At 73.4% G+C, this 19,085-nt stretch carries 18 protein-coding genes; 11 read left to right on the top strand and 7 right to left on the bottom strand.

Annotation, left to right across the window (positions count from 1 at the left end):
- Nucleotides 1–57 precede the first annotated feature (57 nt).
- The gene (locus ACSYGO_RS20790) at nucleotides 58–627 is read left to right on the top strand and encodes a hypothetical protein (protein ID WP_426677795.1); all 570 of its coding nucleotides are present in this window, start codon (nucleotides 58–60) and stop codon (nucleotides 625–627) included.
- Between the two features lie 38 nt (nucleotides 628–665).
- On the opposite strand, the gene ACSYGO_RS20785 is transcribed toward ACSYGO_RS20790, so the two are convergent.
- The 5 genes from ACSYGO_RS20785 to ACSYGO_RS20765 form a co-directional block, all read right to left on the bottom strand.
- A complete protein-coding gene (locus ACSYGO_RS20785) occupies nucleotides 666–1,040 on the bottom strand; it encodes a roadblock/LC7 domain-containing protein (protein WP_426677796.1) in 375 nt (124 codons plus the stop codon).
- Between the two features lie 16 nt (nucleotides 1,041–1,056).
- Nucleotides 1,057–1,572 carry a roadblock/LC7 domain-containing protein gene (locus ACSYGO_RS20780; RefSeq protein WP_426677797.1) on the bottom strand — a complete coding sequence of 172 codons (516 nt, stop codon included), beginning with the start codon at nucleotides 1,570–1,572 and terminating at the stop codon, nucleotides 1,057–1,059.
- Between the two features lie 64 nt (nucleotides 1,573–1,636).
- Entirely contained in the window at nucleotides 1,637–2,455 is an 819-nt protein-coding gene (locus tag ACSYGO_RS20775) for a transcriptional regulator (RefSeq protein WP_426677798.1), read from the bottom strand.
- On the bottom strand, nucleotides 2,452–2,850 hold the full coding sequence (locus ACSYGO_RS20770; RefSeq protein ID WP_426677799.1) for a hypothetical protein: 399 nt from the start codon (nucleotides 2,848–2,850) through the stop codon (nucleotides 2,452–2,454). The genes ACSYGO_RS20775 and ACSYGO_RS20770 overlap by 4 nt, the downstream gene beginning before the upstream one ends.
- Nucleotides 2,851–3,076: 226 nt before the next feature.
- Entirely contained in the window at nucleotides 3,077–4,597 is a 1,521-nt protein-coding gene (locus ACSYGO_RS20765) for a type III PLP-dependent enzyme domain-containing protein (RefSeq protein WP_460387222.1), read from the bottom strand.
- Nucleotides 4,598–4,742: 145 nt separating this feature from the next.
- Between ACSYGO_RS20765 and hutU the strand changes: the two genes are divergently transcribed.
- The 4 genes from hutU to hutI are packed head-to-tail and all read left to right on the top strand — an operon-like array spanning nucleotide 4,743 to nucleotide 10,163.
- A complete protein-coding gene (gene hutU / locus ACSYGO_RS20760) occupies nucleotides 4,743–6,407 on the top strand; it encodes a urocanate hydratase (RefSeq protein WP_460387221.1) in 1,665 nt (554 codons plus the stop codon).
- Nucleotides 6,404–7,621 (top strand): allantoate amidohydrolase, encoded by a 1,218-nt coding sequence (locus tag ACSYGO_RS20755; RefSeq protein ID WP_095934803.1) that lies wholly within the window; start codon nucleotides 6,404–6,406, stop codon nucleotides 7,619–7,621. The genes hutU and ACSYGO_RS20755 overlap by 4 nt, the downstream gene beginning before the upstream one ends.
- The gene (locus ACSYGO_RS20750) at nucleotides 7,612–8,952 is read left to right on the top strand and encodes a formimidoylglutamate deiminase (protein WP_460389744.1); all 1,341 of its coding nucleotides are present in this window, start codon (nucleotides 7,612–7,614) and stop codon (nucleotides 8,950–8,952) included. Before ACSYGO_RS20755 ends, ACSYGO_RS20750 begins: the two co-directional genes overlap by 10 nt.
- Nucleotides 8,952–10,163, top strand: coding sequence for an imidazolonepropionase (gene hutI / locus ACSYGO_RS20745; protein ID WP_426677802.1), 1,212 nt, complete (start codon nucleotides 8,952–8,954; stop codon nucleotides 10,161–10,163). Before ACSYGO_RS20750 ends, hutI begins: the two co-directional genes overlap by 1 nt.
- Here hutI and ACSYGO_RS20740 read toward each other — a convergent pair.
- Nucleotides 10,156–11,730: a ricin-type beta-trefoil lectin domain protein gene (locus tag ACSYGO_RS20740; RefSeq protein WP_460387220.1), complete on the bottom strand. Its 1,575-nt coding sequence runs from the start codon at nucleotides 11,728–11,730 to the stop codon at nucleotides 10,156–10,158. The two genes, hutI and ACSYGO_RS20740, sit on opposite strands and share 8 nt — an antisense overlap.
- A gap of 336 nt (nucleotides 11,731–12,066) precedes the next feature.
- Nucleotides 12,067–13,005, bottom strand: a complete 939-nt coding sequence (locus tag ACSYGO_RS20735; RefSeq protein ID WP_037765928.1) for an RNA polymerase sigma factor SigF — start codon at nucleotides 13,003–13,005, stop codon at nucleotides 12,067–12,069.
- A gap of 250 nt (nucleotides 13,006–13,255) precedes the next feature.
- Between ACSYGO_RS20735 and ACSYGO_RS20730 the strand changes: the two genes are divergently transcribed.
- The 6 genes from ACSYGO_RS20730 (at nucleotide 13,256) to ACSYGO_RS20705 (ending at nucleotide 19,029) form a co-directional block, all read left to right on the top strand.
- Entirely contained in the window at nucleotides 13,256–13,624 is a 369-nt protein-coding gene (locus ACSYGO_RS20730; protein ID WP_028803863.1) for an STAS domain-containing protein, read from the top strand.
- Nucleotides 13,625–13,920: 296 nt separating this feature from the next.
- A complete protein-coding gene (locus ACSYGO_RS20725; RefSeq protein ID WP_426677804.1) occupies nucleotides 13,921–14,466 on the top strand; it encodes an ATP-binding protein in 546 nt (181 codons plus the stop codon).
- A gap of 298 nt (nucleotides 14,467–14,764) precedes the next feature.
- Nucleotides 14,765–15,466 (top strand): LPXTG cell wall anchor domain-containing protein, encoded by a 702-nt coding sequence (locus tag ACSYGO_RS20720; RefSeq protein ID WP_432188251.1) that lies wholly within the window; start codon nucleotides 14,765–14,767, stop codon nucleotides 15,464–15,466.
- 34 nt (nucleotides 15,467–15,500) lie between these two features.
- Complete coding sequence (locus ACSYGO_RS20715; RefSeq protein WP_460387219.1) at nucleotides 15,501–16,499, top strand: hypothetical protein; 999 nt, start codon at nucleotides 15,501–15,503, stop codon at nucleotides 16,497–16,499.
- Between the two features lie 14 nt (nucleotides 16,500–16,513).
- Nucleotides 16,514–17,668, top strand: coding sequence for a hypothetical protein (locus ACSYGO_RS20710; protein ID WP_460389743.1), 1,155 nt, complete (start codon nucleotides 16,514–16,516; stop codon nucleotides 17,666–17,668).
- 62 nt (nucleotides 17,669–17,730) lie between these two features.
- A complete protein-coding gene (locus tag ACSYGO_RS20705; RefSeq protein ID WP_460389742.1) occupies nucleotides 17,731–19,029 on the top strand; it encodes a hypothetical protein in 1,299 nt (432 codons plus the stop codon).
- The last annotated feature ends 56 nt before the right edge of the window (nucleotides 19,030–19,085 follow it).

The raw sequence follows: 19,085 nt of genomic DNA, 5'->3' as shown, positions 1-19,085 counted from the left end.
CTTCCTCGGCTACCGTGCCCGCCCGACGGAGCGAACGGTGAGCTGAGGAGGCGGAGCGTGGCGCGCGGAGGTCAGGGACTGGCCCGGGTGGCCGTCGTCGTGCGGGCCGGTGCCGCACCACTGTGGTGGTGCGGGGTGTTCGCGGCCGGGATCGGGGTGCTGGTCCCCGGTCTGACCGGCCGCCGTATCGGAGTGCTGGCGGGGGCCGCGCTGTTCGTCGTGGCGGCCGCCGTGACGGCGTGCGTGCGCCGCAAGCGGTACGCGGCCCTGGTCCGCTCCGCGGCCCGCGCCGGCAAGCAGGACGTGCTCCAGGACCGTGCCGTGACGGTGCGCAACTGGCGCCGGGGCCACCGCTGGTGGCTCGTCCTGGCCTTCCTGGCCGCGCTCGGCAGCTCCTTCGCGGTGCCCGCCGCGGGCGGCATGCTGCTGGCGGGCGTGGGGACCGGGCTGTGGTTCAAGGCCGGCTGGCTCGGGCGCCGCGAGCGCGCCGGGCAGACGCTGATCTGGGTGCGGGTCGACTGGCTGGGCCGCCGCGCGGGCGCACCGGCGGGCAAGCCCGTCAAGGCCTGCCGTGCCACCGGCGTCGCGGCCGGCGACGCCGCGCCCGGAGGGGCGCGGCGCCGCTGACCACGAGGTGGCGGGTGCCGGTGACGGGATGAAGCCCCCTAGACCTCCAGCTCGGCCTCGATCCTGCGCAGTTGGTGCCGGGCCATCGCCAGGTTGGCCCGTTTGCCGTCGAGCACCAGGTACAGGAAGAGGCCGTTCCCGCCCCGCCCCTTGAGCAGCCGGATCAGGTGGTACTGGTCGGACAGCGTGATCAGGATGTCCTCGATCTCGCCCTTGAGGCCGAGGTGTTCCATGGTGCGGATCTTCGCGCGGACGACGTCGGTGTTGCCGGCCGCCGCGACATTGAGGTCGAAGCCCTTGCTGCCGCCGATCGTGCCCAGCGCCATTCCGCTGGTGTAGTCGACGAGAGCCGCTCCGGTCGCGCCCTCGATGGACGCCATAGCCTCTTTCAGCGTGGTTTCGGTGTTCGCCATGGTGGATTGCTTCCTCTCAGCCTTCCGATGTGGTCGGGGTGTTGGGTGCGGTGGTGGTGCGCGCGTTCCCCGGGCCGCGCGCCGTGCGGGTACGTGTGGTGGGGGCCCCGGACGGGGCCTTCCCGGAGGCCCTGGCCGGGCCGAGCGCTTCGCCGCGTGCGGTGGCGGCGTCCACGAGCTCCCCGATCCGGGTCCCGGAACGGCGCCCTTCCAAGTGGAGCCGGCCGACGTTGACCCGGTCCTGGGCCAGCAGCGTCAGCACGGCGGAGGTGCCCGCCGCGTACGTGGCGACATAGCCGTGCACGCCGCGGACCAGCAGCTCGCGGAAGTCGCCCTGTTCGGTCGCGTCCGTCATCCGTGCGGCGACCCCCAGCGCCGCCGCGGTGAGCGCGGCCAGCCCGTCCGGCTCCACACCGGGGGTGTCGTGGGCGAGGACGAGACCGTCCGCGCTGGCCGCGAGCGCCCCGGTCAGCTGGGGCACCCGGGCCCTCAACCGGTGGAGTTCGTCCAGGACTTCGGGCTCCGCCGCCATCAGCAGTCTCCTCTCGGCACGCTGTCGTAGCGCGCGGATCACAAGGCCTCCCCCGGGTTGGGACTCACAGGGCCTCCAGCGCGTCTCGGAGCCGTCGCAGCAGCGCGACGTCGGGATCGGCGGAGGGCTGGGTGAGCACGCCGGGCAGGGGGGACGGCTGCGGTGCGGGTACGGCCCCCACCAGTCCGGCGGCGGCCAGCCGGCGCAGGTCGACCAGGGTGTGGAAGGCCGGCCGTCCCAGCGCGGCGGAGACGTCGGCCGCGGTCCGTACGCCGTCGACCCGGCCGAGTACGGCTTCCTGGCGCAGCGGCACGGACGGCCCGGCGGGCAGCCCGGAGCGCAGCAGCGGAGCGGTGTCCGTCGCCGGGTCGGGCCAGATGCGGTGCAGCAGTTCGCGGCGGCGCACCGTCTCGCGCTCCAGCGCGGCCACGGGCACGGGGTGGACGGGGCCCAGCCAGTGCGCGGCCCCGTAGCGGAAGCGGGTCGGGGAGCTGCTCGGGCCGAGCACGAAGTACGCCGCGTCGTACAGCGCGCCGAGGTGGCACAGCTCCAGCGCGCCCTCGGCGATCCGGCCGTGGTCGACGAGGAACCGGCCGACCCGGCGGCGGGCGCCCGCCGCCGCGACGGCCTCCCGCCACGCCTCGGCGTCCAGCACTCCGCGGGCGGTCAGCAGCACGTCGAGCCCTGGGGTGGAGGGGCTCTCGGCGTGCACCACCTGGCCGTCGGCGAGGTAGAGGGTGCCGCGTTCGCGGATGAGGACGCCGGTGGCCCGTTCGTCGGCGAGGCGGCTGAGCATCGGCGAGACGCCGCCGTTGCCGCCGATGGCCGCCGCCCTGTCCCGCACGGGGAGGCGGGGCGGGGGAGGTGTTCTGACCGTCGTCATCCCAGCACCAGCCGTCCGGCCATCTCGCCGAGCCGTATCCGGGCCAGCGCGAGATTCCCGTCGGAGCGGGCCAGCCACAGGTGCAGGAACACGCTGCTGTCGAAGGTCGTCCGTACGAACCGCAGCAGGTGGTAGCTGTCGCGGTTGCTGATGATCAGGTCCTCGACCGGGGTCTCCTGCTCCGACCAGTCGGAGCCGTCCGACGGGGCGAAGGCGTGGTGTTCCGCGGCGAGCCGGGCGAGTTCGGCGGCCTCCGCCGCCGTCGTCTCGTGATCACCGCCCGGCGCGTCGCCCACGGTGCCCAGGGCCAGTCCGCTGGTCCAGTCGACCACCGCTGCACCCCGCGCACCGGGCAGTGTCATGGCTTCCAGTAGGCACTCGTCGATTCCGGGCACCGTCTCTCCCCTCCCGCCAAGGGTTCGGCCGAGTGACGCCGAAGTTACGCAACGTGTGCGTGACGGGTGAGGGATCCGGCATTTTCCTGTGGAACATGCCCGCGGTGACTAAGGTGGGTCAACTGGCCACATTCTGTGGCCGGTAAGCGTCGTCGCGCAGGGGTGGCCGGGGGCGCCCAGGAGTGCGGGGAGGCGCACGTCCCCGTGAGCGCCCCCGACGACACCCCTAGAGCCCCGTGAGGGCCGACCGTTGCGCCCCGCCGGACTCCGCGACGATCTCGTCGACGGTCTGCGGCTCGCGGACGACCGCGAAGCGCACCCCGCCCTCCGCGTCCCGGGCGAAGCCGAAGATCCCGGGACGGGCCAGGGAGTTGTACGCGTAGTGGTGGGCGAAGTAGTACGCCCCCGTGTCCAGCGCGGCCGCGTGGTCGCCCTGTTCGAGCAGCGGCAGCGCGCGCCCCTCGGCGAGCAGGTCGCCGGCGAAGCAGGCGGGGCCCGCGACGTCCTGGACGACGTCCGGGCCCGTCTTGGGCCGGCCCTTCGCGTCGTACGCGGCGATCCGCAGCGGCCACGACGCCGGCGCGTACACCGTGCGGGCCGCCACCTGGACCCCGGCGTGCGTGACCGCGACCTTCCGCCCTCCGGCGGACTTCGCGTACTCGACCCGTGCGAGCACCGTCCCGTGCTTGGCGAGCAGCGACCGCCCGAACTCGGTGACCAGGCCGTACCGTCCGTCGAACAGCCCCGGCACCGCCTCCGCCAGCAGCCGCGCGTACTGCGCGTACGTCGGTGTCGTCGCGTCGGAAGCGAAGTTGACCGGCAGCCCGCCGCCGATGTCGATCGTGTCGACCTGCCGCCGCCCGACGCGCCGGTTGATCTCCTCGGCCAGTGCGTACACCTCCGCCACGCCCTGCGCCATCAGCGACAGCGGGACGCCCTGCGAGCCGGAGTGCAGGTGCAGCCGGGTCAGCCACGGACGGCCGGCGAACGCCTCGACGAGCCAGGGGCGCGCGCCCTCGTCGCGCAGCGCGACCCCGAACTTGGAGGTCGCCGTGGCGGTGGACAGCGCCTCGATGGAACCCCCGCCGACCTGCGGGTTCACCCGGATCCCGAGAGGGGAGCGGGTGGGCGCGGACCGGACGGCCGCGTCCAGTCGGTCCAGCTCCTGCGCGTTGTCCGCGTTCACCGCGATCCCCAGGGCGAGTGCCTCGCGCAGCTCCGCCTTCGTCTTGGCGGGGGAGTCGAGGACGGTGTGCGCGGGGGGCACGCCGGCCGCGCGCGCCAGCGCGAGCTCGCCGGGGCTCGCCACCTCCGCGCCGATGCCCTCCTCGTACAGCAGTCGCAGCACGGGCACGAGCGGGGTGGCCTTCACCGCGAAGGCGTGCAGCACCGGCGTGCCGGGGGCGGTCACCGCCGCGAAGGCGGCCCGCAGGTCCGCCGCCGACGCCCGGATGCCGTGCACGTCGAGGAGCGCGACGACGGGCGTTCCCGGCCCGGTCAGGCCCTGCTCGACCGCGGCCCGGACCGCCTCGTCGCGCCGCGCGACCCGGTCGGCGTCCCCTTCGGGTGAGCCGCCACCACCCGTCCCGCGGCGTGCCGGGGTCCGCGGCGGGACGGGTCCGCCCGCGCCCGGGGCGCCCGTCCCCCCGCTGCCCGGAGCGGCCCCGTGCGCGCCGCTCCGGTCCGTCCCGTGCCCGCCCTCCGCGTGCTCCACCGGATCCCCCGTCCTGTCCCTGTCTGCACCCATACATCCCAGCCAAACATCCTCGGCTCGGCGGCGCTGGCGCACGTCGCTATTGACTAGCTCTATTCAAGAAGTCAGGATGTGAATATCCATAGCAACAGTCGCTGAACAGTCCGGACACCGGACCCGTCCGCACAGGAGGCAGCCCATGTCAGGACCCCGCCCCGTCCGAGCGCCGCGCGGTACGGAACTGAGCGCCCTGGGATGGCAGCAGGAAGCCGCCCTGCGGATGCTGCAGAACAACCTCGACCCCGAGGTCGCCGAGCACCCCGACAAGCTCGTCGTCTACGGCGGCACCGGCAAGGCCGCCCGTGACTGGCGCTCCTTCGACGCCATGGTCCGCACGCTGCAGACCCTGAAGCAGGACGAGACGATGCTCGTCCAGTCCGGCCGTCCCGTCGGCGTCATGCAGACCCACGAGTGGGCCCCGCGCGTCCTCATCGCCAACTCCAACCTGGTCGGCGACTGGGCGAACTGGGAGGAGTTCCGGCGCCTGGAGGCCCTCGGCCTCACCATGTACGGCCAGATGACGGCCGGCTCCTGGATCTACATCGGCACGCAGGGCATCCTCCAGGGCACCTACGAGACCTTCGCCGCCGTCGCCGCGAAGAAGTTCAACGGCACGCTCGCGGGCACGATCACCCTGACCGCCGGCCTCGGCGGCATGGGCGGCGCCCAGCCGCTCGCCGTGACGATGAACGACGGTGTCGCGATCTGCATCGACTGCGACCCGCGCGCGATCGAGCGCCGCATCGAGCACCGCTACCTCGACGTGAAGGCCGACTCCCTGGAGCACGCCCTCCAGCTCGCCACCGAGGCCCGCGACCAGCGCAAGCCGCTCTCCATCGGCCTGCTCGGCAACGCGGCGGAGCTGCTGCCCCGCATGCTCGCCGAGGGCGCGCCCATCGACATCGTGACCGACCAGACCTCGGCCCACGACCCGCTCGCCTACCTCCCCGTCGGCGTCGACTTCGACGACATGGCCGACGCGACCGCCAAGGACCCGGCCGGCTTCACCGCCCGCGCCCGCGAGTCGATGGCCCAGCACGTCGAGGCGATGGTCGGCTTCATGGACGCCGGCGCGGAGGTCTTCGACTACGGCAACTCGATCCGCGGCGAGGCCCAGCTCGCCGGGTACGACCGGGCGTTCGCCTTCCCCGGCTTCGTCCCCGCCTACATCCGCCCGCTCTTCTGCGAGGGCAAGGGCCCCTTCCGCTGGGCGGCCCTGTCCGGCGAGGCCTCCGACATCGCCAAGACCGACAAGGCGATCCTCGACCTCTTCCCGGAGAACGAGTCCCTGCACCGCTGGATCAAGATGGCCGGCGAGCGCGTCCACTTCCAGGGCCTGCCCGCCCGCATCTGCTGGCTCGGCTACGGCGAGCGCGACAAGGCCGGCGAGCGGTTCAACGACATGGTCGCGAGCGGCGAGCTCCAGGCACCGCTGGCCATCGGCCGCGACCACCTCGACTGCGGCTCCGTCGCCTCCCCGTACCGGGAGACGGAGGCCATGCTCGACGGCTCCGACGCGATCGCCGACTGGCCGCTGCTGAACGCCATGGTGAACGTCGCCTCCGGCGCCTCCTGGGTCTCCATCCACCACGGCGGCGGCGTCGGCATGGGCCGGTCCATCCACGCGGGCCAGGTCTCCGTCGCCGACGGCACGAAGCTGGCCGGCGAGAAGATCCGCCGGGTCCTGACGAACGACCCCGGCATGGGCGTCATCCGGCACGTCGACGCCGGTTACGACATCGCCGAGTCGGTCGCCGACGAGCGCGGCGTGCGCGTGCCGATGCGTGAGGGCGGCGAGGCGTGAGCTTCCGGAGCATGTGGGCGGAGCTGCTGCCGGTCGGCCGCAGCTCCGCCTCCGGCGGATACCGCCGGTTCGCCTGGACCGGTGCCGACGCCGACTGCCGGGCCTGGTTCAAGGACCAGGCCGAGACCCGCGGCCTGACCTACGAGCTCGACCGGAACGGCAACCAGTGGGCCTGGCTCGGCGACCCCGCCGGGCAGGACGCCGTGGTCACCGGATCACACCTGGACTCGGTCCCCGACGGAGGCGCCTTCGACGGGCCCCTCGGTGTCGTGTCCTCCTTCGCCGCGCTCGACGAACTGCGCGCGCGGGGCGTCCGGTTCACCAAGCCCGTGGCCATCGTCAACTTCGGCGACGAGGAGGGCGCCCGGTTCGGGCTCGCCTGCGTCGGCTCCCGGCTCGCGGCCGGACAGCTGACCGTCGAACAGGCCCACCGGCTCACCGACGCGGACGGCGTGACCCTGCCGCAGGCCATGGAACGCGCCGGCTACGACCCCGCCACGATCGGGCCCGACCCCGAGCGGCTCGCCCGGATCGGCGCCTTCGTCGAGCTGCACGTCGAACAGGGCCGCGCCCTCGACCTGAGCGGCGACCGGGTCGGCATCGCCAGCGCCATCTGGCCGCACGGGCGGTGGCGGTTCGACTTCCGCGGCGAGGCCAACCACGCGGGCACGACCCGGCTCGTGGACCGCCGCGACCCGATGCTGTCCTACGCCGAGACCGTGCTCGCCGCCCGGCGCGAGGCGGAACTCGCCGGTGCCGTCGCCACCTTCGGGAAGATCTCCGTCGAGCCGAACGGCGTGAACGCGATCCCCTCCCTCGTCCGCGGCTGGCTCGACTCCCGGGCCGCCGACCAGCCGACCCTCGACACCGTCGTCACCGGCGTCGAGAAGGCGGCCCGCGAGTACGCCGAGGCGCACGGCATCGAACTCGACGTCGTCCGTGAGTCGTTCACCCCCGTCGTGGAGTTCGAGCACGCGCTGCGCGACGAACTCGCGCGCATCCTGGGCAAGGAGGCGGACCTCACCGTCCCCGTTCTGGGTACGGGTGCCGGACACGACGCCGGAATCCTCTCCGGCACCGTCCCGACCGCCATGCTGTTCGTACGCAACCCCACGGGCGTCTCGCACTCCCCGGCCGAGCACGCCGCCGAGGACGACTGCGTGGCCGGGGTGACCGCACTCGCCGACGTACTCGAAGGGCTGGCCTGCAGGTGACGCAGACGTACTGGCTGGAACACGCCTGGCTCGGCACCCACGTCGAGCCGGGCGTCGCCCTGGACGTACGGGACGGCCGTGTCACCGCGGTCCGCACCGGAGCCGAGACCCCGCCGCCGGGCGCCGAGATCCTGCGCGGACTCACCCTCCCGGGACTCGCCAACGCCCACTCGCACGCCTTCCACCGGGCCCTGCGCGGCACCGTCCAGGTCGGCTCCGGGACCTTCTGGACCTGGCGCGAGGTCATGTACTCCTTCGCCGACCGGCTGACCCCGGACACCTACCGCGCGCTCGCCCGCGCGGTGTACGCGGAGATGGCGCTCGCGGGCGTCACCGCGGTCGGCGAGTTCCACTACGTGCACCACAGCCCCGGCGGCACCCCGTACGCCGACCCGAACGCGATGGGCGAAGCGCTGATCGAGGCCGCGCGGGAGGCCGGGATCCGCATCACCCTCCTCGACACGGCCTACCTCTCCTCCGGATTCGGACAGCCGCCCAACGCGCACCAGCGGCGCTTCTCGGACGGCACGGCCGACGCCTGGGCGCAGCGCGCCTCACTGCTCAAGGACCGGGAGCACGCACGGATCGGTGCCGCCGTCCACTCCGTACGGGCCGTGCCCGCGGACCAGCTGTCGACCGTGGCGCGCTGGGCCGAGGACCGGCGGGCCCCGCTGCACGTCCACCTGTCCGAGCAGACGGCGGAGAACGAGGCCTGCCGGCAGGCGCACGGCTGCACGCCCACGCGGCTCCTCGCCGACCACGGCGTCCTCGGACCGCGCACGACCGGCGTCCACAACACGCACCTCACGGACGAGGACATCGCCCTGATCGGCGGTTCCGGCACCGGCACCTGCATGTGCCCGACCACCGAACGCGACCTGGCGGACGGCATCGGTCCGGCCGTCGCCCTCCAGCGGGCCGGCTCGCCCCTGTCCCTGGGCTCCGACAGCCACGCCGTCATCGACCTGCTCGAAGAGGCCCGCGCGATGGAGCTGAACGAGCGCCTGCGCACCCGGACCCGCGGTCACTGGACGGCGGCCGCCCTGCTGCGCGCCGCCTCCGCCGACGGCCACGCGGCCCTCGGCTGGGACGACGCCGGCGTCCTCGAAGCGGGCGCGCCCGCCGACTTCACCACGATCGCCCTCGACACGGTCAGAACGGCGGGACCCCTGCCGCGCCTCGGCGCCGAGACGGCCGTGTTCGCCGCGACGGGGGCCGACGTACGCCATACGGTCGTGGCCGGCCGGCACGTCGTACGGGACGGGGTGCACACGCTCGTGCCGGACGTGCCGACCGCGCTCGCGGACGCCGTCGAAGCCCTGCGCGCCTGATGCCCACCCGCAGTCCCGCCACCCCTGAGGACGCCATGAGCAGCACCACCGTCATCACGAACATCGCAAGCCTGGTCACCAACGACCCCTCCCTCGGTGACGGGTCGCCTCTGGGCCTGATCCGGGACGCGGCCGTCGTCATCGACGGCGACCGCATCGCGTGGACCGGCGCGTCGGGCGAGGCGCCCGCCGCCGACAACCGGGTCGACGCCGGGGGCCGGGCCGTGATCCCCGGCTTCGTCGACTCCCACTCGCACCTCGTCTTCGCGGGCGACCGCACCGAGGAGTTCAACGCCCGTATGTCGGGCCGCGGTTACACGGCGGGCGGCATCCGCACCACCGTCGCAGCGACCCGCGCCGCGGACGACGCGGCTCTGGAGCGCAACCTCACGCACCACCTGGCCGAGGCCCTGCGCCAGGGCACGACCACGTTCGAGACGAAGTCGGGCTACGGCCTGACCGTCGAGGACGAGGCGCGGGCCCTGCGCATCGCGGCGGCGCACACCGACGAGGTCACCTATCTCGGCGCCCACATCGTCCCGCCGGACCACGCGGACGATCCGGCCGGGTACGTGGCCCTGGTCACCGGCGAGATGCTCGACGCCTGCGCCCCGTACGCCCGTTGGATCGACGTGTTCTGCGAGAAGGGCGCCTTCGACGGCGACCAGGCGCGCGCGATCCTCACGGCGGGCAAGGCGAAGGGCCTGCACCCGCGCGTCCACGCCAACCAGCTCTCCTACGGCCCCGGCGTCCAGCTCGCCGTGGAACTGGACGCGGCGAGCGCGGACCACTGCACGCATCTGACGGACGCCGACGTGGACGCCCTGGCCAACAGCCGGACCGTGGCCACGCTGCTGCCGGGCGCCGAGTTCTCCACCCGCGCCGAATGGCCCGACGCCCGCCGCATCCTGGACGCGGGCGTCACCGTCGCCCTGTCCACGGACTGCAACCCGGGCTCGTCCTTCACGTCGTCCGTGCCCTTCTGCATCGCCCTGGCCGTGCGCGACATGCGGATGACCCCGGACGAGGCGCTCTGGTCGGCGACGGCGGGCGGGGCGGCGGCCCTGCGCCGTGACGACGTCGGCCGCCTCACCCCGGGCGCCTTCGCCGACCTGGCCCTGCTCGACGCCCCGAGCCATGTGCACCTGGCCTACCGGCCGGGCGTCCCGCTGGTGTCGCGCGTGTGGCGGCGCGGGGTCCCGGTCACGTAGCCGTCGCCCCGGCGCGCCAGCGCTGGTCGTCGCCTCCCTCGGCGGTGAACAGCGCGAGGCCGTAGCCGTCCGGGGTGACCGCGTGGTCCGGAGCGATGGCGGGCCGGATCACGCCGTCGCCGTCCACGGTGAAGCGCAGGTTCTGGCCGTGGGAGCCGTAGACCGAGTCGCACTCCCAGATGCCGACGCCCCGGTCGGTGTCGCCGCGGCTGTCGAGGCAGTAGTCCGGGTCGGCGTACGACTGGAGGACGTCGCGGTCGGTGTCGACGCGCCACATCTGGGTGGGCGACGAGGTGCAGCGGGCCGTGATCACGTCCGTGCCGCGGTCCAGGTCGCCGTCGCGGATGTCCAGGCACCGGCCGGAGCCGACGTTCACCACCTGGGCGAAGGTGCCGTCCGGCGGACTGAAGGCGCTGCGCGACGGCGACGGCTTCGGCGTCTTCGCGGGCGTCTTCGACGGCTTCGCGGTCGGCGAGGGCGTCTGCGGCCTGCCGGGGCGCCGGGAGGTGGCGGACGGGGACGGCGACGCGGACGCGGAGACCGTCGCGGTGACCGTCACGGGAGGCGGCGCCTCGGGGGTGCGGACCGTTCCGGCGGTGGGCGCGGGGTCCGAGCCGCCGGACGTGAGCAGGAACAGCAGCAGCGGCGCCGCCGCGACCCCGAGCGCGGCGGAGACCAGCACGAGGCGGCGTGCGGGCAGTCCGGACCGGCCGCCCCGCGCGGCGGGCGCCGTCCGGGGCTCGCCGTCGAGGCCTCCCACGAGAGCGGCACCTCCCCACGGCAGCAGCCCCTCCGCCAGGGCCTCGCGCGGGGTGTCCCGCAGGGCGCCCAACTCCTCGTACGCGGCGGCGCAGTGCCCGCAGTGCGCCATGTGGGCGTGCAGGTCGGCGCTGTAGCGGGGGCTCTCGGGGTGTGCGGCCTCCTCGATCAGCCGCCGGAAGTCCTGGCAGCGCGGGTTGCCGGAGCGGGCGAGGCGGGTCTTCAGGCAGGCCTGGCGCAGGGCCTGGAAGGCCGGCCCGCGCCCGTAGGTCACGTCCTGCGGGGTGATGCCGAGGAGCGTCGCGGTCCGCTCGTCGGGCTCTTCGTCGACGACGCCGTACCAGACGAGGCCCTGGACGCGGGTCGGCAGCGACTCGAAGGCGTCGAGCATCGACGGGACCGGGCCGTCGGGGCCGCCGGCTTGCAGGAGCCGTCCGAGCAGGTCGGGGTCGAGGCGGCTCGCGCGCTCTCCGGTGGCCCAGGAGGCGGCCACCTGTCCCACGAGGAGCAGGAGTTGATGGCGCCACGGTCCGCGCGGGTCGCTGCCGAGCGCGGTGTCGCGGGCGGCGAGCGCGAAGGCCTGCGCGGTCAGTTGGCGAGCGGCGGCCTCGCCCGCTGTGCACATGCGGGCGTAGGCGTGGACCGCGGGCCGGTGGCGCAGACGCAGTTCGCGCAGCGCCGGGTACGCGGTCGGGGTGTCGGCGCGCAGCAGTTCGGTGAGCTGCGCGTCGGAGGCGGTGGCGAACATGCCCTCGCCCCCGGCCTCGTCCCCGGTGTCCTCAGCGTCGGTCCGGCCGGCCCCAGCCATTCCCGTGCCTCCTCGCATCCCCTCGGCCCGCCCGCCGGAGCCCTGACCTACCGGCGGGTATGGGGGGCCCATAGTGGTGGAGGTGATCCGGCCGGAAAAGGGGTTTCCGAGGGTAACTCGGCTTGATGCCAAGCCGTGACCGCGACGGTCGCCGGCGGCGGGCACGTCGGCCTCGCGGCGGGCGGGCCCGGAACCGGCTGTGTCCGGTACCCGAGCGATCGGGTACCGGACACAGCCGGTCGGCCGGACGCCGCTCGGCCGGACGCCGCTCGGCCGGACGCCGCTCGGCCGGACGCCGACCGGTGGGACGCGGTCGGCCCGGCGAGGGCGAGGAGGTCATTCCTCGACGGTCAGCCCCTTGCGCAGCCGCACCAGCGTGCGGGACAGCAGCCGGGAGACGTGCATCTGGGAGATGCCGAGTTCGTCGCCGATCTCGGACTGGGTCATGTTGGCGACGAAGCGCAGCGAGAGGATCTTCCGGTCGCGCGGCGGGAGTTCGGCGATCAGGGGCTTCAGGGACTCGACGTACTCGATGCCTTCGAGGCCGTGGTCCTCATAGCCGATGCGGTCCGCGAGCGCGCCCTCGGAGTCGTCCTCCTCGGGCTGGGCGTCCAGCGAACTGGCCGTGTACGCGTTCGAGGCGGCCATGCCCTCGACGACCTCGTCGTTGCTGATGCCGAGGCGCCCGGCGAGTTCACCCACGGTCGGGGCGCGGTCCAGCTGCTGGGCGAGTTCGTCGCCCGCCTTGGCGAGGTCCAGGCGGAGTTCCTGCAGCCTGCGCGGCACCCGCACGGACCACGACGTGTCCCGGAAGAAACGCTTGATCTCGCCGATGATCGTCGGCATGGCGAAGGTGGGGAACTCGACGCCGCGGCTCAGCTCGAAGCGGTCGATCGCCTTGATCAGGCCGATGGTGCCGACCTGGATGATGTCCTCCATCGGCTCGCTGCGCGAGCGGAAGCGGGAGGCGGCGAACTTCACCAGTGCGAGGTTGAGTTCGACGAGCGTGTTGCGTACGTAGGCGTGCTCGTGGGTGCCCTCTTCGAGGGACTCGAGCCGCTGGAAGAGCGTCTTGGACAGAGCCCGTGCGTCCACCGGCCCCACCTCGTCGTACGGGGGGATCTCAGGAAGTCCGGCGAGGGCGTCGAAACCGTCGAACTCGTGGGTTTCGGCGGCCGAATCGGGGCCACCGGTCCTTTCGAGGCGCTCCGGAAGGTCCAGAGAGGGTGTCGACGTCGCCGTCTGGGTCTGCGATGCGTCGAGCCGGGGTGACATGATGTCCTCCATCGTTCTCGGCATATGGCCGCCGAAGCCAATACGTGCACTGCGGTGTGCGGCGCCTCCAAAGCCGGCCGTGTCGAATACGTGTCTCTACTAGCCCTACCCGCTTTCACAAGGTCACCGCAAGTATGATTCGCGGCGAAATGTCCATTTTCGGGGGGTTGTTCGGGTGTCGGGGGTCGTAGGGAAGGCGTAGTGTTCGAGTGCAGATTTCAGCAGTCACGACACTCGGGAGAGAGACGGCATGGACCGCGGGACGGTCGGCAGCGCACAGTCGGGCCGGCTTCTTGTCGAGGTGCGGGAAGAGGGCTCAAGTGCCGTCGTGACTCCCGCGGGTGAGTTGGATCACCACACGGCCGAATTGTTGCGTGAGCCACTCGAGAAGTGCCTCGAAAAGGGGTACTCACGGTTGGTCGTCGACTGCTCACGCCTTGAGTTCTGTGATTCGACCGGACTCAATGTGCTGCTCGGTGCCCGGCTGAAGGCCGAGGCCGCGGGCGGTGGGGTTCATCTGGCGGCGATGCAGCCCGTGGTCGCCCGGGTCTTCGAGATCACCGGGGCCGAGGCCGTCTTCACCGTCCACGAGACGCTCGAAGCCGCCCTCGCCGGCTGATCGCCCTGTTCCACAGGCCCTCCCGCCCCGAGGTTGTGCCCCAGTTGCCCCTGAGTGACCGATGCGTTACCCGCGTCACACGTTCCGTGCCGAATAAGTGGGTGTTCGGACGGTTCGGTCGGGCAGGAGACATCCTGAACGTGTCGGCAGCACATGTGCCGGCGGCGGGAGCGGAGCGGCGGTGCACACGCCGCCGGTCCGCACGTTTGATCCACAAGTTCGATCCGCACGTACTGAGACCTGAAACGTACCGAGTCTTGAATTGTGAACCGGTGAATCGGTGAGGTGAAGCGCTGATGAGCACCACCCGGCCTTACCCGCCGGGCGACCGCGGCCCGGAGTCGGGCGACGGCGGCGCTTCCGGGGCGTCCGTGGGCGGCTTGGCGCCCGGAGACGGCGCGCCCCCGGTCGTCGCGGCCGTCCCCTCCGCCGACCGCCAGGCCCGCAGGCTGAACTTCGACGGCGCGAGCGGCGTGGTGCCGCTCGCCCGCGACTTCGCCCGCCAGGCGCTGTACGCGTGGGGCTGGCTGCCCGCCTCGGGCGCCGACCGGCGGGCCGCCGCCGAGGACGTCCTGCTGGTCGTCTCCGAACTCGTCACCAACGCCTGCCTGCACGCCGAGGGTCCGGACGAACTCAGGATCAGCTGCGACAACAAGGTGCTGCGCATCGAGGTCTCCGACCGGGGCGACGGCCAGCCCGCGCCGCGCACCCCGCACCGCGCCGGGCGTCCCGGCGGCCACGGCATGTTCATCGTGCAGCGGCTGTGCCTCGACTGGGGGGTCGTGCGGACCCCGGATGTCGCGGGCAAGACCGTGTGGGCGGAGCTCGGGGCCCCCGCGTAGCCGCCGCACGGTCCTCGTGCGGCGCGCGCCCGGCGTGCGCACACCCGCCGCTTCGCGCCCCGTCCGGCACGCGCGCACCCGCCGCCCGCGGTGCGCCGCACCCGCCGCCCCGTGCCCGTCCCGCCCCGGCAACTGGGGTTACCGGCGGTTCGAACCCTTCTTCGTACGTCGTCGCATGCGCGCCGGATCTCCTCAGATCCGGCGCGCACTTTGTCTTCCCTCCGCAAGACCCCGGGCGTACTTTGAGCGCCCGATCTGATGTGCCGTCAGTAAATCTCGGCGACGGAGGGACTTCGAGGTGTCGTACCGGACGTACCAGAAACGAACCGCCGCGCTCGCGTCCGCCGCGGCCCTGGCCGGCTCGGCGGTGCTGATGGCCGCCCCCGCAGCCCAGGCCGCCGTGGTGAACGTCAACTACCAGTGCAAGACGCCGATCGGCGACAAGAGCGCCGTCTCGCCCATCGACATCAAGAGCGTCAAGAGCGGCAGCGGCTACAAGCTCACGATGTCCTGGCAGAAGGGCGTCTCCTCCAGCCCGGTGGAGCTGGGCAAGGGCGCGATGAGCCCGAGCGCCGTCATCAAGGTGGGCGGCGCGGACAGCGGGACGGTGGCGGTGAGCGGGCCCGCCAACGCGGCGGCGATCCCCGCCAACACCCCCATAAAGATCAGCGACTTGAGCGGCACGTACACGCCGAAGAAGTCCGGCAAGGTCACCTTCACCGCGGGCGTGCTCACCATCAAGGCCCTCGGCACGACCACCACGTGCACCCCCTCGAACGACCCCAAGCCCTCCCTGACCCTCGACGTCACGGCCGCCGGCGGCTCCGGCTCGTCGGGTTCGAGCCAGAGCCAGGCCGGTTCGGACTCCGGCGGCGAGCTCCCGCAGACCGGCCCGGAGGACTCGGCGATCGCCCTCGGCACCCTCGGCGGCACCGTGCTGCTCGCGGGCGCGGCCGGCGTCCTGTGGCTCACGCGCAGGCATCAGGCGGTACGCCGCTGACGCCTCGCACGCCCGAAGCCCCAGGGAGCCGCCGATGCCGTACGCACTCTTCGCCGCCCGTGCGCTGGGCCTGACCCTGGCGCTGTCGGTCGCGGCACCCGCGACCGCGGCCCTCGGGGCCGACGGCTGGTCCGTGGTGCCGTCCACGAGCACGGCGGACCGGGCCGGCGCCCGCCCCTACGTCTACGCGGAGGGAGCCGCCGGCGCGGTGCTCCAGGACTCCGTGTCCGTGCTGAACCCGGGCCCGGAGCCGCTCACCGTCCGGCTGCGCGGCGCGGACGCCGACAACACCGCGGACGGCGCCTTCACCGTGCGGAGCAGGTCGTCGGACACCGGCGCGTGGATCGGCTTCGCACGGGAGACCGGGACCGGCGACCGCGCCGCCGGCGACCACGCCGACGCGGGCCGGCGGGTCGGGGTGCGCACGGTCGAGGTGCGGGTCCCGGCCCGCACCCGCGCCGACGTGCCGTTCACCGTGAGCGTCCCTGCGGGGGCCACGCCCGGCGACCACCCCGGCGCGATCGTCGCGAGCGCCGGCGGACGGTCCTCGGCGGTCCGGGTCCACCTGCGCGTCGGCGGACCGACGCTGTCGGCGCTCACCGTCGAGCACGTCACCGTGCGCCACGACCGGATCTCGTACCAGCTGGTCAACCGCGGCACCACGGTCCTCGCCCCGAGGCTGGCGGTCCACGCCGAAGGCGTCCTCGGCGCGCTCCTCGACCGTGCTCCGCGCGCCCTGCCCGTCGAGCTCCTGCCGGGCCGCCGCGTCACGCTCAGCGAGCCGTGGCACGACCCGCCGGCCCTGGACTCGGTCGACGTCCGGCTGACCGTGACGGCCGCGGGCGGCGCACACGACTCCTCGGCCACGTCGGTGCGCTTCGTGCCGTGGGGCCCGGTGGCCGGGGTGGCGGGCGCCCTCGCGGCGGTGGGCGCCCTCGTCGTCGTACGGCGCCGCACCCGTCGCGGGACGGGCCGCGGCGCGGCGGGTGAAGAGCCGTGTGCGGAAGTCGAACTGACGGGAGCGGTGTCGTGAGCGTCAAGGTGCGGATGGCGGCGCTGGGCGCGGCGCTCGCGCTCGTCCTGGTCCCGACGGTGGGAACGGCGGCCGTGGCCGCCGACGGGAAGCCGGCCGTGCGGCTGTCCGCCTCGCAGGCGGGCACCGGCGGTTCGATCACCGTGACCGGCAGCGGATGGCGCCCCAGGGCGCTGCTGATGATGCTGATCTGCGGTCAGTCCGTGCCGTCCCGAGGGGTGATCGGCGGCACCAACTCCTGCGCCAACGCCGACGGCCGGGCCGTCACCACCGACGCGAAGGGCGGCTTCAGCAAGCGGCTGCCGGTCGCCGAGCCGCCGAAACCGTGCCCGTGCGTGGTGCACGTCGCCACCGTCACCGGCGAGAAGGCCGAGGCGGACGCGATCTTCATGGTGGCCGGGCACTCGGTCGAGCCGTTGCCGAAGGAGGAGAGCGGCGGACGCCTGTCGGTGCTCACGGACACCCGGCTCGACGGGTCCGACGGCCTGCTCACCTGGTTCGGCTCACCGCCCTCCCGCACCCTCGTCTTCACCGTCGGCAACGTCGGCACCGCCCCCGTGGAGAACCCCCTCTTCCAGGTCGGCACCTCCCACGGCGTGTTCGCGCCGCAGTGGGAGGAGCAGCAGTGGCGCGGCACGATCGCGCCCGGCCGGAAGGCACAGATCAAGCTCCCGGTCGAACTGTCGGCCGGGGCGCACGGCGACTACAGCGTCTCGCTCAAGTACGGCGGCAAGGTGCTCGCCGAGCAGCCCTGGGGCGTGGGCCGCCCCTGGGGCGTGACCGTCTTCTGGATCCTGCTCTGCCTGGTCGTCCCGGCCGCCGTGTTCCGCGCCGGGATGGCCGTGGTGGACCGGGCACGGCCGCGCAGGTCGACCGGGCGGGCCCGCCGCCGGGTCCCGGGGCTTCCCGGACTCGCCCTGCGCCTGCCGCGGCCGGCCCTGTCCCCGGCCTCCGACGACACGGCCCCCGGGCGGCCGGTGACACCGAAGACCCGGAAGGCACCGAAGCGGCGCACGCCTTCGACGGCGTCCTCGAACTCCACGAACCCGACCCTGCCGTGGTTCACCCCGGACAACGGTCCGGAAACCGCGGCGAACGGTCAGCTCTCCGCACCGCAGGACGACAGCCCGACGACTCGGACGAGTCAGACGAGGAAGGGACATACGTGAGCGAGCAACGGAGAGTGGCACCGGGACCGGGGCGGAGAGTGAGCGCGGCCGGGGTCGCGCTGATGCTCGGCGGCGCGGGGATCCTGCTGGGTGTCGCCGCGGCCCCGGCACAGGCCGCCGAGGTGTCGTACAAGACCGAGTGCATCCCGCCCTCGATCTCCGGACTGCCCCCGGTCGAGGGCACCACGAAGGTCGAGGTCACCGCGCCCGCCGAGGCGAAGGTCGGCGACGAGGTCACCATCACCTGGAAGTTCGTCCAGGCGGCCTCCAAGAACCCCGATGTCCTCGACCTCGACAAGGACACGGTCAAGCCGACCGGCACGCTGAAGGCGGCCGGCGCGCAGACCGCCGACATCGCGATGGAGGGGCCGCGGTCCAACCCGGCGATCCCCAAGAACAGCGACATGAAGCTGTCCGACATGACCGGCAAGCTGAAACTCACGGCGGCCGGAGACGTCACGCTGACCCCGGACGCGTACAACATCAACGTCAGCAAGCCGCTGTCCACCGACACGAAGTGCACGCCGAAGGAGACGGTGAAACCGGCGGCGACCATCAAGGTGACGGGAAGCGGGGGAGACACGGGCGGCACGACGGGCGGTCTGCCCACGGTGACGCCGACCCTCCCGACCGGGCTGCCCACACTGCCCACCGGCTCGGCAACCCCGTCCCCGAGCGCCAGTGAGAGCGACGGCAGCGACACCGGCGGTTCCACCACCGGCGGGGACGGCGGCGGTCAGTCGGACTTCACGGGCAAGGAGGTCTCCGTCCCCTACGCGTGCAAGACGCCCATCGGAGACAAGAACGCCACCTCCCCCGTGCAGATCAACGCCAAGAAGGACGGCGGGAGTTTCGACCTCACCGTGCAGTTCAAGAAGTCCGTGATGGACAGCCCCGCCGACATCCCCGCCGACTCGGTCAAGCCGTCGATGGAGGTGGTCCTGGGCGGGTCGGACAAGGGCACCGTGCACGTCGAGGGGCCCACCAACGCCGAGGCGATCAAGTCGGGCGACCCGATCGAGATCCCCGACCTCACCGGCACCTACAAGCCGGGGGCGAGCGGCAGTTCCACGCTCTCCCCGGGCGTGCTGACGGTGAAGGCCCTCGGTACGACGACGACCTGCACCCCGACGAAGTCCGAGGTGTCCCTGACGCTGGACACCACGGAGCAGGCGAGCGGGGCCTCGGGCGGCGGGTCCGCCGCCTCGGGCTCCGGCGGCACGGCGTCCGGCGGGGGTCTCGCGGAGACCGGCTCCGACAGCCACGGGGCGCTCAAGGCCCTCGGCCTGGTCGCCGGGACGGTCGTCCTGCTGGGCGGAGCGGTCTTCACGTTCCTGCCGGGACGCAGGGCGGGCGGCTGACGGACCGTCGTCGCGGAGCAGCGGTCCTGCGGCAGGGCCGCAACGCCGAAGGGCCG

This window comes from Streptomyces krungchingensis (genome assembly GCF_054729265.1).
This window is presented reverse-complemented; position numbering and strand designations above follow the sequence as displayed.

What these genes read in the sequence shown, in the direction of transcription:
- ACSYGO_RS20780 (WP_426677797.1), bottom strand. Translation starts at nt 1,572, where the DNA reads ATGGCGGCGGAGCCCGAAGTCCTGGACGAACTCCACCGGTTGAGGGCC.
- ACSYGO_RS20735 (WP_037765928.1), bottom strand. Translation starts at nt 13,005, where the DNA reads ATGTCACCCCGGCTCGACGCATCGCAGACCCAGACGGCGACGTCGACA.
- ACSYGO_RS20710 (WP_460389743.1), top strand. Translation starts at nt 16,514, where the DNA reads ATGGCGGCGCTGGGCGCGGCGCTCGCGCTCGTCCTGGTCCCGACGGTG.
- ACSYGO_RS20715 (WP_460387219.1), top strand. Translation starts at nt 15,501, where the DNA reads ATGCCGTACGCACTCTTCGCCGCCCGTGCGCTGGGCCTGACCCTGGCG.
- ACSYGO_RS20705 (WP_460389742.1), top strand. Translation starts at nt 17,731, where the DNA reads ATGCTCGGCGGCGCGGGGATCCTGCTGGGTGTCGCCGCGGCCCCGGCA.
- hutU (WP_460387221.1), top strand. Translation starts at nt 4,743, where the DNA reads ATGTCAGGACCCCGCCCCGTCCGAGCGCCGCGCGGTACGGAACTGAGC.
- ACSYGO_RS20725 (WP_426677804.1), top strand. Translation starts at nt 13,921, where the DNA reads ATGAGCACCACCCGGCCTTACCCGCCGGGCGACCGCGGCCCGGAGTCG.
- ACSYGO_RS20775 (WP_426677798.1), bottom strand. Translation starts at nt 2,455, where the DNA reads ATGACGACGGTCAGAACACCTCCCCCGCCCCGCCTCCCCGTGCGGGAC.
- hutI (WP_426677802.1), top strand. Translation starts at nt 8,952, where the DNA reads ATGCCCACCCGCAGTCCCGCCACCCCTGAGGACGCCATGAGCAGCACC.
- ACSYGO_RS20785 (WP_426677796.1), bottom strand. Translation starts at nt 1,040, where the DNA reads ATGGCGAACACCGAAACCACGCTGAAAGAGGCTATGGCGTCCATCGAG.
- ACSYGO_RS20765 (WP_460387222.1), bottom strand. Translation starts at nt 4,597, where the DNA reads ATGGGTGCAGACAGGGACAGGACGGGGGATCCGGTGGAGCACGCGGAG.
- ACSYGO_RS20730 (WP_028803863.1), top strand. Translation starts at nt 13,256, where the DNA reads ATGGACCGCGGGACGGTCGGCAGCGCACAGTCGGGCCGGCTTCTTGTC.
- ACSYGO_RS20740 (WP_460387220.1), bottom strand. Translation starts at nt 11,730, where the DNA reads ATGGCTGGGGCCGGCCGGACCGACGCTGAGGACACCGGGGACGAGGCC.